Genomic DNA, 13,406 nt, shown 5'->3' on the forward strand with positions numbered 1-13,406 from the left:
ACATCCCACCCCGTGAGTTGTCCGACCCCGTTAGAACACGAGAATTCCCGACAGACGAGGTGCTCATGAGGAAACGCCCACTTTGGCGGCTCGGATTCATCAGCCTGTTTGGTTTACTCGCGGGGCTGTTGGCGGCCACTTCAACCGCCCTCGCCAGCAGTGTGGAGCGACACCATTTCGATTCGCCGACGTTGGGCAACCCCTACCCCTACACGGTTTACCTGCCTGATGGCTATGCTGAAAACAGCAACACCGTCTACCCTGTGGTTTACCTCCTGCACGGCTCGTTTGGTAACGAACGCGACTGGCTGGCCAAGGGCAATTTGCAGCAGACCGCTGACCGGTTGATTCGTGCCGGGCACATTCCGCCCAGCGTCTTCATCATGCCCGGCAGCCGCAGCTGGTGGGTCGATGGCCATAACGAAGCGGCCCGCAGTGCCTTTTTCAATGACCTCATGCCCCATGTGGAAAACCACTACCGTGTGGGCGACGAGCGCTCGATGCGCGGCGTGGGTGGGCTCTCGGCCGGCGGTTTTGGCGCGATTAACTTCGCCCTGGAGCGCCCCGACCTTTTCGCGGCCGTCGCCGCGCTCAGTCCCGCGAGCTATGTGCCTTTTCCACCCAACAACTCGTCTGCCAACCGTCACCCTGCCTTTCTTGACGAGCAGGGCGAGTTCGACCGCCAGCTTTGGCAGCAGTTGAACTACACCGCGCACCTTGAGGATTACCGCATCAAAGTGACGCCTCGCCCCTTGGAAGAGCATAGCGACGTGCCCCATGTTCCCATGTATATCAGCGCAGGGCGCAGTGATGTATATGACGCCGAGTTTCACGCCCGGCAACTGCGCCAGGCCATGGAAAAGATTCAACCCACCTCAGTGCATATGGACCTTTACCCCGGCGGCCATACCTGGAGAGTCTGGCGGGCCAGTCTGCCCGCAGCGCTTAACTTCATGTTTCAACACGTCGGACAGCCTAACCAGGGCGAAAGTAGCGAATAAGTAAGCTACGCTAATATAACGATATTTATCTTTGTTGCTTGCAACGCACCACGAAGAAGGAGTTTTCTATGCATCGGCACATTGAATGGGATATGCCAGGCAGCGCCAGCGTTGCGCACCATTACGCCCAGGATCCCAACCACGACGCCAGACCGCATACCGGTGATATCATCTCCGCCCGCTACCAGGGCTGTTCGGTTCGAGTCGACGTGCAAAGCTACCAGGAAGACGAAGCGGTCAGCATCGGCCCGGTGGTAGCGATCATTGGGCCCCAGGGCCAGCGCCTGGACAGCCACGGCAAGCTCCACAAAGGCGACATCGTCCGCCTCCCTGACGACAAGCGTGCTATGGAGCCGAGTCCGGAGGAATAATTATAGTGTGAGACGTCCTCCAAGATATCCCTCGTTATCGACGGGGGGTTATTAGGTCTTTCGGCGCTTTCTATATTTTTCTTAGATTCCCTCAGCTTTCACTCACATTTATGCGGCACGCTTTAAGTGCAAGACTGCATGATTAGCGTTGCCCTGTGCCGCTGAGCGCGTAAAATAAATGGCAAATTTTTGGCTTTGCCATCGTTATGTTATAACCTATTCGATTATTTACGAGGTCGGCTTTAATGAGTGAGCATTCGCATCGCCACAACAGGGAAGGCCCTTGTCATTTTTCGCTGATGTCGCTGTCGGCGGTACGGCGGTTGCTGTCGGTAACGGTACCGCTGCTGGTGCTTTGGTTGATGGTGCTGTGGGCCAACGGGTGGACATCATGAGTCAGCGCTCACTATCACGCCTGCAACTACACAACCTGCATTTGGCTCAGGGGCACCGCACGGTGCTTGAGCATGTGGAAGGCGACTTTCAGCCTGGCGCGATTACTGCCTTGATTGGGGCTAATGGCTCGGGCAAAAGCACGCTGATTCAAGCCATCATGGGGGAGCTACGCCCGATCAGCGGCAAGGTGGTGTGCACCGTGCCGAAAGAACGCCGGGCCTGGCTGCCCCAGCAGCTGGCGTTGGATCTGACCTTTCCGATGAGCGTGGAAGAGCTGGTCATGACCGGCAGCTGGCCGAGCCATGGGGCGCTGAAAGGCTACTGTGCGTCGCATTACCGCAAGGGCCGCGAGATCATGGCGCGGCTGGGCATTTCTCATCTGGCGCACCGCCCGCTGGGCGAGCTTTCCGGCGGCCAGCGCCAGCGCGCCTTGATTGGCCGTACCCTGATGCAGGAAGCCGAGCTGTTACTACTCGACGAGCCGTTTGCCAACGTGGATAGCGAGACGGTGGATATCCTGATCCGCATCTTGCGCCAGATGGCCGATGACGGGGCCACCCTGATTCTGGTGCTGCACGATATGGACCACCTGCGCCGCCTGGCCGACGAGGTATTGATGCTCAACGGCGGTCACGGTCGCTGGGTATCGCCCGGCGCCCTGATGCACCAACATGCCCCGGCAGAAGTGGTGCCGTTCACCGTGGGAGGTCGACATGCTGGCACTGCTTGATGCCTGGATTATCGCGCCTTTCGATTACGGCTTTATGCGCCGCGCGGTGGTCGGCGGTCTGGCGCTGTCACTGGCGGCACCCACGCTGGGGGTGTTCCTGGTACTACGTGGCATGAGCCTGATTGGCGATGCCATGGCCCACGCGATTCTGCCGGGGGTGGCGCTGGGCTTTCTGCTGGCCGGGTTTTCGCTGCCGGTGATGAGCATCGGCGGCGTGCTGTTTGGTGTCATGGTGGCATTGCTTGCCGGGGCCGTGTCCAAAATGGGCGGCCAGCGCGAAGACGCTGCCATGGCCAGCTTTTTCATTATTTCGCTGGCGGCGGGCGTGATGCTGATTTCGATCGGCGGTAGCAGTGTCGACCTCACCCACGTGCTGTTCGGCTCCATTCTGGCGATCAACTCCACCGCACTGCTACTGATCGCTGGGATGAGCACGCTGATCGTGCTGACTCTGGCGGTGATTTTCCGCGCCCTGGTAGTGGAATGCCTGGACCCGCTGTTCCTGCGCGGCCAGAGCCGCCGAAGCGGCTGGGTACACAGCGTGTTTCTGGGCCTGCTGGTGCTCAACCTAACCGCCGGGTTTCAGACCCTGGGGACCCTGATGGCAGTAGGCTTGATGATGCTGCCCGCCACCTCGGCACGGTTCTGGAGCAAGCGCCTGGAGGGGTTGATCGGCATTGCCGTGTCGCTTGCCATGATTTCCAGTACCGGCGGGCTACTGCTGTCGTTCCATCTCGATATTCCGTCCGGGCCGAGCATCATTCTGCTGGCCGGCATTGGCTATCTGCTCTCTGCCCTTTTCGGTCGCTATCACAGCTTGGCAGCCCGCTGGCGGCGCAAAACCGCGCCCCTCTCGGCCGAGCCAAGCGCTTGATCATCGGGCCTTGCCCGTTCACCTTTACAAGGAGCCTTTATGTCGCCGTTACCTTTCTCCCGCTGGCTGGTTGGCGTGTCTGCGCTGCTGGCGCTACCCGCCGCCGTGGCGTCTGAACGCGTGCAAGTGGTCACCAGCTTTTCGATTCTTGCCGACATGGTCGAGCAGGTCGGCGGCGAGCACGTGGACGTGACTTCGCTGGTCGGCCCAGACGGTGATGCGCACATGTATAGCCCGAGCCCGGGTGACGCGCGAGCGCTGGCCGATGCGGACCTGGTGGTGTTCAACGGGCTACTGTTTGAAGGCTGGATGGAGCGCTTGATCGACGCCAGCGATTACACCGGCGCGTTGGTCACCTCGACCCAAGGCATCAAGCCACTGGCCCAGGCAGGTCAAGATGATCACAACGAGCATGAGCACGATGAGCATGGCCACGACGAACATGGTCATGGTGATCACGACGAGCACGGTCATGATGCTCAGGGCCACGATGGTCCCGGCGACAACGCCGAACACGCCCATGGCGATGACGACCCCCACGCCTGGCAGGATCTGGCCCGCGCGGAAACCTACGTCGAGAACATCCGCGATGGATTGATCGAAGCCGATGGCGACAATCGCGAGGCTTATCAGGCCAATGCCGAGCGCTATCTGACCGATATCCGAACGGCTGATGAAGAAATCCGCGCGCTGATCGAAGAAATTCCTGACTCTACCAGCGTGATTACCGGCCACGATTCGTTTGGCTACTTTGCCAATGCCTACGGCGTGCGTTTCCTGTCACCGGTAGGGCTGTCCACGGAAGCCGACCCGAGCGGCGCCAGCATGGCCGAGCTCATCGATGTTATTGAAGAAGAGAACGTCGAGGCGCTGTTCCACGAAAACATGACCAATCAGTCAGTACTTGATCAGCTGGCGGAAGAAACCGGTCTGAGCGTGGCTGGCACACTATACGCCGATGCACTGAGCAGCGATGGCGAAGCAAGTACTTACTTAGGAATGATGCGTCACAATGCCAAAACGCTCCACGATGCGTTAGCCAAACCCGGTCATGAAGAGACTGACCACGAAGATCACGGTCATTCTCACGACCACAGCGAGCATAGCCACTAATCGAGCCGGACCTAAAAGCGCTGCTCAGGCCCTAGCTGCCTTGAGCAGCCATGCTCGGAAACACGTCATGGCGTGGGTTTCGGTGCGTGTCTGCAGGCGCGTCAGCCAGTAGCCGCCCAAACTGACGGCGGTGTTAAACGGCTGTACCAGTGCGCCACTGCTCAGTTGACGGGGGAACATCAGGGGTGGCGCCAACGCCACTCCCGCCCCTTGCAAGGCCGCTTCCACCATGGCGATGGATGAGTCGAAAACGATGCTTTTCGACATCGGATAGCTGCTGGGCAACCCCGCCGCCAATAGCCACTCGGTCCACTCATCAGCGCGATAGGAGCGTAGCCATGTCTCGCCCAGCACATCGGCTGGCGTGTTGAGCCGGGCAGCAATCTCTGGAATGCACATTACCGATAGCGACGCTGGCATCAAGGGCTGCGCGGCGGTACCGTGCCAAGCCCCGCTACCAAAGCGGATCGCAAAGTCGAGGCCCTCGGCGGCCAGCTCGGCGCGATTGTTATGAGTGGAAAGGCGCAGGTCGATAAACGGGTACTGCTGCTGAAAATCATCCAGACGTGGCAATAGCCAGCCGACGGCAAAGGTCCCCACTACGCCCACATGTATCACTTCCCGGTAACCGCTCTCGCCTATCCGGTCCAGGGTATGCCCCATCTGGTCAAAGGCACTGTTCAGCACCGGCAACAAGCGCTCGCCTTCTTGCGTCAACATCAGCCCTCGGGGCAGGCGTTTAAATAGCGGTACCTTCAAATGACTTTCAAGCAGCTTGACCTGGTGGCTAACGGCCGCCTGGGTAACGCAGAGCTCATCCGCTGCCTGGGTAAAACTCAAATGCCGCGCCGACGCCTCAAAGGCGCGCAACGCGTTTAGCGGCAGATAAGAACGCGCCATCCAGATCCCCTAATTTTTCTAATGGCTTGGGCAAAATATCGCTGTTTGTCGTACTCACCCGCTCACCCTATATTAGCGACTTTCACGCTCGCACCGGCGGGCGATTGCGCCCGGCCAACTGACACTCACCTTGTTTCACCACTGCAATAGGAGCCATGTATGTGCAGGATGTTAGCAGCAAAAACTGGCCTTATCATGACAGGTTCTCTTCTGATTGGCAGCACTGCCTGGGCATTGGAAGACGTTGATAACGCAAACATCGAGGCGCTGGTCAACGACACGATCGCCCCGCTCATGGCCGAGTATCGTATTCCCGGGATGTCCGTTGCGCTGAGCATCAACGGCCAGCCATATTACTTTAATTATGGCGTTGCCGACCTGGAAGCAGAAACGCCGGTCACCGAAGAGACGCTGTTCGAGCTTGGGTCCATCAGCAAGGTGTTCACCGCTACGCTTGCGGCTTATGCGGCATCCAATGGCGACCTGTCGCTTACTGATTCGGCCAGCCAGCACTTGCCGGCCCTTGAAGGCAGCGCTTTCGATGAGATCACCCTGCTGGAACTGGGTACCTACACGGCAGGTGAGCTGCCTCTCCAGTTTCCGGAAGCGGTACAAGATGAAGCGGCGATGGTGGACTATTATCGCCAGTGGCAGCCTGAATCACCGCCCGGTAGCCACCGGCTCTACTCCAACCCGAGTATGGGCCTGTTCGGTTATCTTGCCGCGCAACGCCTTGGCAAGCGGTTCGAGACGCTGATGCAGGAAGACCTGCTCACACCGCTGGGCCTTGAGAACAGCTATTACCAGGTACCTGACCCGCAACAGCCGCATTACGCCTACGGTTACTCTCAAGACGACGAGCCGATCAGGGTGAACCCGGGCATGCTGGATGCCCAGGCCTACGGTTTGAAATCGACCGCGGCAGACGTACTGGCGTTTGTAGAAGCGAATATGGACGGTGCCGGGCTTGATGGATCACTCAGCCAGGCCATGGCGACTACGCGCGCCGGTTACTTTGAAGTCGGCAACATGACCCAGGGGCTGGGCTGGGAAAGCTACGCCTACCCGGTCCCCCTTGATAAGCTTGTCCAGGGCAACTCGCTTGAGATGATACTCGACGCCAACCCCGTCAGCCGCTTAAGCCCACCACAGCCCCCCAGGCAGCAGGCGCTCTACAACAAGACGGGCTCCACCAATGGCTTTGGCGGCTATGTGGTCTTTGTGCCCAGCGAGCAGATCGGTATCGTGATGCTGGCAAACCGTAATTACCCCAATCAGGCGCGCATCAAGGTGGCTCATCAACTCCTTACCGCGTTGACCGACGGGCACTGAGTGCAGGAACAGTGTCAGCGAAAGTTGCATTTTTCGCTGTCGATAAGGAGACTAGCACCACTTCCTTTGCCTGCAAGAGTCAGCCCCATGCGTTTAAACGCCGACTTTACCCGCTTTGCCTGTGTGACACCGGAAGATTACCGCTGGGTGGCCTCGCCCAGTGCTGGCGTCGAACGGATGATGCTTGACCGTATTGGCGACGAAGTCGCGCGCGCCACCAGCCTCGTGCGCTACGCGCCGAATAGCCAGTTTGACCCGCATATCCACGGTGGTGGCGAAGAGATTTTAGTGCTGGAGGGTGTGTTTGCCGACGAGTATGGTCGCTATGCCGCCGGTAGCTACTTGAGAAACCCCATCGGTACCGCCCACACGCCGCAAATTGGCGATGAGGGCGCGCTGATACTGGTCAAGCTGCACCAGTTCGACCAGAACGATGAGCTACAGCTTGCCGTCCCCGCCCACCGCCTGCCCTGGCAGCCGGACCGTCGCCCCGGCATCAGCTACAAGATGCTGCACACCTTCAAACAGGAGCGGGTCAGCCTGGAACACTGGGAGGCTGGCCAGGCCATTGAGTATCCGGTGCTGACCGGCGGGCTGGAGTTTTTCGTGCTGGAGGGCGCCTTGAGCGACGGCGACCGGGAATACACCGCTGGCAGCTGGTGCCGCTACCCCAGCGGCATGGCGCTGACCCTCACTGCCGGGGAACATGGCGTGCAGATGTACCTCAAGCGCGGCCACCTACCGCCGGTGCAGGACGATTCAGCCTAGGGCCAGAAAGGGCAGCAGCGTCAACGCCACCAGCAATAAGATGGCCACGCCCACCAGCGTGATTTGCACGGGGTGGGCACTAAAACGCTGCCATAAGGTGGGCGCATCACCCCGTGCGAGGGCTTCGTTGTGTTCTTGCCTGGCCCGCGCCTGGCGCTCGGCCTGATACTCGGCCAGTAGCGTGTTGGCATCCTCAAGCTGACTTAGGTCACGCAGCCAGATGGCATCCACGCCCAATCGGAAGAAACCAGCCTGTGTCTCGTAAGTATCCAGGCCATGGGCATCGAGCAACTGGCGGACTTCCATGGCCTCTTCGTCGGTCACATGGCGCAGGCGAAACAGCAAATGCGCCATGCTAGTCGCCCTTGCCGGCCATCAGGTCCGCTTGAATCACTTCAATCCAGTAGCCGTCCGGGTCTTTGACGAAAATCACGTCTTGCATCTTTCCCTGATCGGCACGCTTGACGAAGGTGACGTCGTGCTCGTCGAACCACGCCTGGGCCGCCGCCAGATCGGGCACGCTAAAGCAGATATGACCAAACCCCTGGGGCTCGGCGTTGCCATCGTGGTAGGCAAAGCCGTCCTGGTTTTCTGTGCCCCAGTTGTGGGTCAGCTCTAAAAGCCCCTTCTGACTGAACGTCCAGGCGGTTCTTGCCTGCGTCTCTTCAGGGACCTGATCACCGTCTTCCAGATTAGCCAGAAAGTAGAGTGAAAATTGCATTTCTTCAAAATCAAGTCGACGCATCACTTGCATACCAAACACCTGTGAATAAAACGCCAGCGCACGCTCGGGGTCCTTGACCCGCAACATGGTGTGGTTCAAACGGAATCCCTGGGTTTGCTTGGGCGTCGGGGCAACCCCTGGATGCTGCTCACCTTGAAATGACATGCACTATCTCCTTTGACGTTTCGGTTACTTTGTACAAGGCTGTAGAGTCCTGGCTGGCAGTCTTCAGCAACTGTCTGTACCAACTATCTGTTACCAACAGCCTTTACCAACCATCGTGACTCGCCCTCATGGCGCACCAGAATGATAGTTGTCTGTCATTTCATCATGAGGGCAGTCTGACAAAATACCAGTCCTTGCGCTAAGGAGGCCTTATGGCCCGCGATCTCAATGTCCTGGGTGAACCGCTCACCCCGTGCTGCCATGACCCCAAAACCGGCTTTTACCGCGATGGATTCTGTCGCGTGGGGGCGGATGATATGGGCGTCCACTCTGTGTGCGCCATGCTGACGGAGGAGTTTCTGGCCTTTTCACTGGCACAAGGTAACGACCTGGTAACGCCGCGGCCTGAATTTGGCTTTCCTGGCCTGCGGCCCGGTGACCGTTGGTGCCTGTGCGCATCACGCTGGCTGGAAGCCGCCGAGGTGGGCTTGGCGCCCCCTGTCGTCTTATCCGCCACTAACCAGAAAACCCTCGACATCATCGGCCTCGAAACCTTGCGCCAACACGCCCTGGATGCCGTGCATTGATAGGGTTGCGTCTTGGATATTCTGTGCAAACATCCTACACTTCCATTATAAATTTTATACACCGCATCAGTTGATCCCCACCGGAAGGGTATCCAACAGGAGTAGGTCATGACCTCGATCGATATGACCCTTGGCGATCACATCACCTTGAAGCAGCTTTCCCAGGCGCTCCGCAACGGCTTCTCGCCGATTGTGGAAGTTGAATCAATGGATGGCATCTATAAGGTGCGCTTTCACCATGCCAACGGGGTTTCTGATTTATCCAATGCCCAAGGGCACGTCAGCACCTTCCTGGGCACTGGCGAAATCCGCGATACTCTGGGTGAATTGGGCTTGACCCATGGCGTGCTTACCTTTGCCGATCAGTGCGGCGACGAAATGATCGGTGTTGAGGGGAAAGCCATGACGCCCGATGAAATGCTCACCTACGGAACACGCATCTCGTTTCGTTAAACGAGCCTATCCAACGCTTTACAGACCCACCTAAGGCACGGATAGTATGATCACGACAGGGGCGCTCGTCACTGAACGGGCTGAGAAGCACCCTTATAACCTGAACCGGCTAATACCGGCGTAGGGAGTCGTGGTGCCCTGTCACCACCTCCCTGCCGGGAGGATTTCATGACCACATTTGGCGACAGCTTGATGACGCTGCGCGATACCACCCCGCTTATTCACTGCATCACCAATTATGTCGCGATGAACAGCACCGCCAATCTGCTGCTGGCCACCGGGGCGTCACCTGCCATGCTGCATGCCACCCAGGAAGTCGCTGAGTTCGCCGCGCTTGCCGATGCACTGTCGGTCAACATCGGGACGCTTTCATCACCCTGGGCGGAGGCCATGCTGCTTGCCGCGCGCACGGCTCGCGAGCACAGCACGCCCTGGGTACTGGATCCCGTCGCCGTCGGTGCGACCCGTTATCGCCAGACGGTCTGCGCCGACCTGTTGGCCCTTAAGCCCAGCGTCATCCGTGGCAACGCCTCTGAAATACTGTCGCTCAATGGGCTGGCCCACCAGGGCAGGGGGGTTGATGCCACCGCGTCTACCGACGATGCCATAACGGCCGCCATGGCACTTGCCGAGCGGCAAAAGTGTATTGTGGCCATGACCGGTGAGCGGGACAGGGTCACCGACGGACGAGTCTGCTACTCGATCAATGGCGGCCACCCTTTGATGCCCCGCGTCACGACCTTGGGCTGTGGGCTTAGCGCCCTGGTCGCCGCGTTTGTCGCCACCAATCCGGACGCGCCGTTGAATGCCAGCAGTGCCGCCGTTGCGTGCTTTGCGGCAGCCGGGGAGCGTGCTGGCAAGGCTGCCAGGGGGCCCGGCAGCTTTTACGTTGCCTTGTTGGACGCGCTTTACCAACTGACACCTGATGAGCTTAACCGCTTTGCCCAGCGGGAGGTCAGCGATGCCCTTTGATCTGTCGCTCTATCTGGTCACCGACGCGACCCTTTGCCAGCACCATGGTCTTGAGCATACCGTCAGCGAGGCGGTCCGCGGCGGCGTCAGCATGGTGCAACTGCGCGACAAGCAGGCAAGCGATGCACAGATGATCGACCAGGCACGACGTTTGAAAGACCTGCTGGCAGGCACTGGGGTGGCGTTGATCATCAACGACCGCCTTGAGGTGGCACTTGCCAGTCAGGCCGATGGGCTGCATGTGGGTCAGAGCGATGCGACGGTTCGCCTGGCCCGGGCTGCGATGGGGCCAAAGGCCATATTGGGGCTCTCGATCAACACCGTTGAGCAACTGCATGACGCGCCCATTGATCAGCTTGACTACGTCGGCATCGGGCCGATCTTTGCCACCCCCAGCAAAGCGGATCACGCCCAACCGATTGGCTTTGGCGGTCTCGCCTCCTTGATCAAGGATTGCCCGATACCCAGCGTGGCCATCGGCGGGCTGAATGCCAGCCACGTGAGCGCGATACGGCGGGCAGGCGCTGACGGGCTAGCGGTCATCTCGGCGATTTGCGGGCAGCCCGACCCTGAGGCAGCGGCTCGCGCCTTCCGGCGTTAAGAGTCGGTACTAGGCCGTTGGGCGCCGTTTTAACGTCGTTCGACGGTCGTGATAGGCAATCGCCAGGCCGCTCGCCATGATCAAGGCACTGCCCACCCATACCCAGAGGTCCGGCAGTTCGCCCCAGAACCACCAGCCGAGCAGCACTGCCCAGAGCATGGCGGTGTAATCAAACGGGGCGGCTATCGCCGCGGGAGCGAAGCGAAATGCCAGGGTAATAAACGCCGTCGCACCTACCCCCAGAACGCCAGACGCCAAAAAGCCCAGCCAGTGCCAGGGCAGCGGCGTCTGCCAAACCCAAGGCAAGGTCAGCCCCGTCACCACCAAGGGCACAGAGGTCATGTAGAAAAGCATCGCCCAAAGGTGCTCACGGCCCCCGTAGCGGCGTGCGGTAATCATCATCAGGGCATAGAACAGCGCCGCTCCCACCAACACCACGGCGCCCAGTTGAAAGGCATCACTGTTAGGGCGAACAATAATCAGCACTCCGACAAACCCCACCAGTGAGGCAATAAGCACCGGAGGTTCAATACGTTCTCCCAGCAACGGCACCGACAGCACGGTGACAAACAGCGGCGCGACAAAGGCTATCGCCGTGGCTTCAGCCAGCGGTAATAGCGTCAAACCCCATACGAAACAGACCATGGTAGCGGTATAGATCAAGCCGCGTAGCAGGTGCACCCCCGGTCGCCGGGTCCGTAACTTGCGCAAGCCGCCAGCAAAGTGGGCAAGCAGGGCAATCAGCGGTAGCGAGATCAGCGTCCTAAAGAAGATGATCTGCAGTGGTGAGTGCACCTCGCCTAGCCACTTGGAGACGGCGTCCCCCAGTGCCAGGAACAGCACCCCCGTACACATGCAAAGTATGCCTTTCAGCGACGTCGTCACCGCCGTCTCCTTTTATTCCCTAGCTCGAATTGATGATCTGAAAAGTAAAAACCCCGCCAAAGAGCCTTTGGCGGGGTTTTGGGCTCTTTTCAATGCTACAGGCTGGCGTTAACGACCATACAGTCCATTCCCCGCGAGCGCAGCTGTTCGCATGCCTGATGTGCCTGTTGTTCTTCCAGCGCCATCAGCCGGGCACGAAATATCGGGTTCTGACCTACGGAGGTGTCGTCTATCGCCACTTGACCATCGAGGTCACGTGGCAAGTACGCGGCAGCTTCACGTGCATAGCGCTGGGCTTGATCTTCCTGACTGAAAGCGCCTACTTGAATACCCCAGCCACCTGCGGCACGAGATGCCATAGCACGCTCGCGGTCGATAAAGGCCTGCAAGGGATCCGTTTGTGGTTCTGGAGCTTGTGCTGCCACGCCCGGCGGTTCAAATGGAGCTGTTTCAGGCGAGTAAGACGCGACAACGGGTGAAGATTCGACCGGTGCGGGTGTTGGCGTCGGCGACGGCGCGGGCGTATGAGAAGGTGCTGGGGAAAAGGCCATGTATTCTTCAGAAAATTCAAGGTCGGCCAGCCAGTTCGACTTATCAAGGAGGGCTGCACGGGCAAAGCCCCGATCCAGCAGATTTGCCATGTGCTTATCCCGGGACTGAGCGGTAAATCCGCCCATCACAATAGCCATCAAGCGCCGGTCACCGCGCTTGGCCGTGGTAATCACGTTGAAGCCTGAAGCGCGTATAAAACCGGTTTTCAAGCCATCGGCCCCGGGGTAGTCACGTACCAGTCGGTTGTGACTGGTGTGCCGAGTGCCGCGGTAAGTGAACGCCTGAAGACCAAAATAGTGATAGTACTCGGGGAAATCCCGCATTACACGTACCGCAAGGGTGACCATGTCGCGCGCCGTGGTGACCTGCCGATCATCGGGAAGCCCCGAGGCATTGCGGAAGGTGGTATGGCGCATTCCCAGTTCGCGGGCTTTTTCCGTCATCAACTGGGCAAAGCGACGTTCGCTACCCCCCAACGCCTCTGCCATGACGACCGCTACGTCATTGGCCGAGCGGACAGCGAGCGCACGAATTGCTTCATCGACCAGAATCGAGCTGCCAGGGGAAAGCCATAACTTTGTTGCAGGCATGGACGCCGCCTGGGACGACACCGGCAGCGGTTGGTCCAGCTGCAATCGCCCTTCTTCTAGCGCTTCAAAGGCCAGATAGAGGGTCATGACCTTGGTCAGCGAGGCAGGGTAACGGCGAGCATCCGCATTTTCCGAATACAGTACTTCACCTTGATCAAGGTCGACGACCATCCCCGCATAGCGTGGGTTAGCCGCTTGCAGGGGTAGAGCCATGACAATGAACAATACCCCTATCAACAACGATACTGCTCTGATGGATACGGCTCGCCGACATTGTCTCGCTATCATACGTCCCCCTGACATTTTGTTTTATAACAGCGCCGTGATAGTGGCCTTTACTTCAGGCTAATGCATTGAGTATATACGTTGAACTGGCTAATCGGCACCATAAA

At 59.0% G+C, this 13,406-nt stretch carries 17 protein-coding genes and 1 riboswitch; of the genes, 12 read left to right on the forward strand and 5 right to left on the reverse strand.

Annotation, left to right across the window (positions count from 1 at the left end):
* Positions 1–65 precede the first annotated feature (65 nt).
* The 6 genes from QC816_RS14265 to QC816_RS14290 all read left to right on the forward strand — a co-directional run bounded on the left by QC816_RS14265 (position 66) and on the right by QC816_RS14290 (position 4,485).
* Positions 66–1,001, forward strand: a complete 936-nt coding sequence (locus tag QC816_RS14265; RefSeq protein ID WP_268902101.1) for an alpha/beta hydrolase — start codon at positions 66–68, stop codon at positions 999–1,001.
* 68 nt (positions 1,002–1,069) lie between these two features.
* Positions 1,070–1,372: a hypothetical protein gene (locus QC816_RS14270; RefSeq protein ID WP_085917645.1), complete on the forward strand. Its 303-nt coding sequence runs from the start codon at positions 1,070–1,072 to the stop codon at positions 1,370–1,372.
* Positions 1,373–1,617: 245 nt separating this feature from the next.
* Entirely contained in the window at positions 1,618–1,767 is a 150-nt protein-coding gene (locus tag QC816_RS14275; RefSeq protein WP_199284450.1) for a hypothetical protein, read from the forward strand.
* Positions 1,764–2,498 carry a metal ABC transporter ATP-binding protein gene (locus tag QC816_RS14280; protein ID WP_264825324.1) on the forward strand — a complete coding sequence of 245 codons (735 nt, stop codon included), beginning with the start codon at positions 1,764–1,766 and terminating at the stop codon, positions 2,496–2,498. Before QC816_RS14275 ends, QC816_RS14280 begins: the two co-directional genes overlap by 4 nt.
* Positions 2,482–3,372: a metal ABC transporter permease gene (locus QC816_RS14285; RefSeq protein WP_085917636.1), complete on the forward strand. Its 891-nt coding sequence runs from the start codon at positions 2,482–2,484 to the stop codon at positions 3,370–3,372. The genes QC816_RS14280 and QC816_RS14285 overlap by 17 nt, the downstream gene beginning before the upstream one ends.
* Positions 3,373–3,411: 39 nt before the next feature.
* The gene (locus QC816_RS14290; protein WP_309782947.1) at positions 3,412–4,485 is read left to right on the forward strand and encodes a metal ABC transporter solute-binding protein, Zn/Mn family; all 1,074 of its coding nucleotides are present in this window, start codon (positions 3,412–3,414) and stop codon (positions 4,483–4,485) included.
* A 24-nt stretch (positions 4,486–4,509) separates the two neighbouring features.
* Here the strand turns inward: QC816_RS14290 and QC816_RS14295 are convergent, their stop codons facing one another.
* Positions 4,510–5,385, reverse strand: coding sequence for a LysR family transcriptional regulator (locus QC816_RS14295; protein WP_309782950.1), 876 nt, complete (start codon positions 5,383–5,385; stop codon positions 4,510–4,512).
* Positions 5,386–5,553: 168 nt separating this feature from the next.
* Here QC816_RS14295 and ampC point away from each other — a divergent pair, with 168 nt between their 5' ends.
* Both ampC and QC816_RS14305 read left to right on the forward strand, forming a co-directional pair.
* Positions 5,554–6,717 (forward strand): class C beta-lactamase, encoded by a 1,164-nt coding sequence (gene ampC / locus QC816_RS14300; protein WP_422823623.1) that lies wholly within the window; start codon positions 5,554–5,556, stop codon positions 6,715–6,717.
* 87 nt (positions 6,718–6,804) lie between these two features.
* On the forward strand, positions 6,805–7,485 hold the full coding sequence (locus tag QC816_RS14305; protein ID WP_268902089.1) for a cupin domain-containing protein: 681 nt from the start codon (positions 6,805–6,807) through the stop codon (positions 7,483–7,485).
* Here the strand turns inward: QC816_RS14305 and QC816_RS14310 are convergent.
* Together QC816_RS14310 and gloA are read right to left on the reverse strand one after the other, a co-directional pair.
* On the reverse strand, positions 7,477–7,839 hold the full coding sequence (locus QC816_RS14310; RefSeq protein ID WP_309782953.1) for a DUF6164 family protein: 363 nt from the start codon (positions 7,837–7,839) through the stop codon (positions 7,477–7,479). The genes QC816_RS14305 and QC816_RS14310 overlap by 9 nt on opposite strands.
* 1 nt (position 7,840) lies before the next feature.
* Entirely contained in the window at positions 7,841–8,374 is a 534-nt protein-coding gene (gloA, locus tag QC816_RS14315) for a lactoylglutathione lyase (protein ID WP_264825321.1), read from the reverse strand.
* Between the two features lie 212 nt (positions 8,375–8,586).
* Between gloA and QC816_RS14320 the strand changes: the two genes are divergently transcribed.
* The 4 genes from QC816_RS14320 (at position 8,587) to thiE (ending at position 10,987) form a co-directional block, all read left to right on the forward strand.
* Positions 8,587–8,961, forward strand: a complete 375-nt coding sequence (locus QC816_RS14320; RefSeq protein WP_085917629.1) for a DUF2237 family protein — start codon at positions 8,587–8,589, stop codon at positions 8,959–8,961.
* Between the two features lie 108 nt (positions 8,962–9,069).
* Positions 9,070–9,414, forward strand: a complete 345-nt coding sequence (locus tag QC816_RS14325; protein ID WP_085917628.1) for a hypothetical protein — start codon at positions 9,070–9,072, stop codon at positions 9,412–9,414.
* A 47-nt stretch (positions 9,415–9,461) separates the two neighbouring features.
* A riboswitch (TPP riboswitch) is annotated at positions 9,462–9,558 on the forward strand.
* 24 nt (positions 9,559–9,582) lie between these two features.
* Positions 9,583–10,386 carry a hydroxyethylthiazole kinase gene (gene thiM / locus QC816_RS14330; RefSeq protein ID WP_309782956.1) on the forward strand — a complete coding sequence of 268 codons (804 nt, stop codon included), beginning with the start codon at positions 9,583–9,585 and terminating at the stop codon, positions 10,384–10,386.
* Complete coding sequence (thiE, locus tag QC816_RS14335; RefSeq protein ID WP_268902085.1) at positions 10,376–10,987, forward strand: thiamine phosphate synthase; 612 nt, start codon at positions 10,376–10,378, stop codon at positions 10,985–10,987. Before thiM ends, thiE begins: the two co-directional genes overlap by 11 nt.
* Before the next feature lie 9 nt (positions 10,988–10,996).
* On the opposite strand, the gene QC816_RS14340 is transcribed toward thiE, so the two are convergent.
* Both QC816_RS14340 and QC816_RS14345 read right to left on the reverse strand, forming a co-directional pair.
* Positions 10,997–11,872 (reverse strand): DMT family transporter, encoded by an 876-nt coding sequence (locus QC816_RS14340; RefSeq protein WP_309782959.1) that lies wholly within the window; start codon positions 11,870–11,872, stop codon positions 10,997–10,999.
* 95 nt (positions 11,873–11,967) lie between these two features.
* Entirely contained in the window at positions 11,968–13,227 is a 1,260-nt protein-coding gene (locus QC816_RS14345) for a D-alanyl-D-alanine carboxypeptidase (protein ID WP_254902840.1), read from the reverse strand.
* Between the last annotated feature and the right edge of the window lie 179 nt (positions 13,228–13,406).

Origin of the sequence: Vreelandella janggokensis, from assembly GCF_031451615.1 — a bacterium.
GTDB lineage: Bacteria > Pseudomonadota > Gammaproteobacteria > Pseudomonadales > Halomonadaceae > Vreelandella > Vreelandella janggokensis.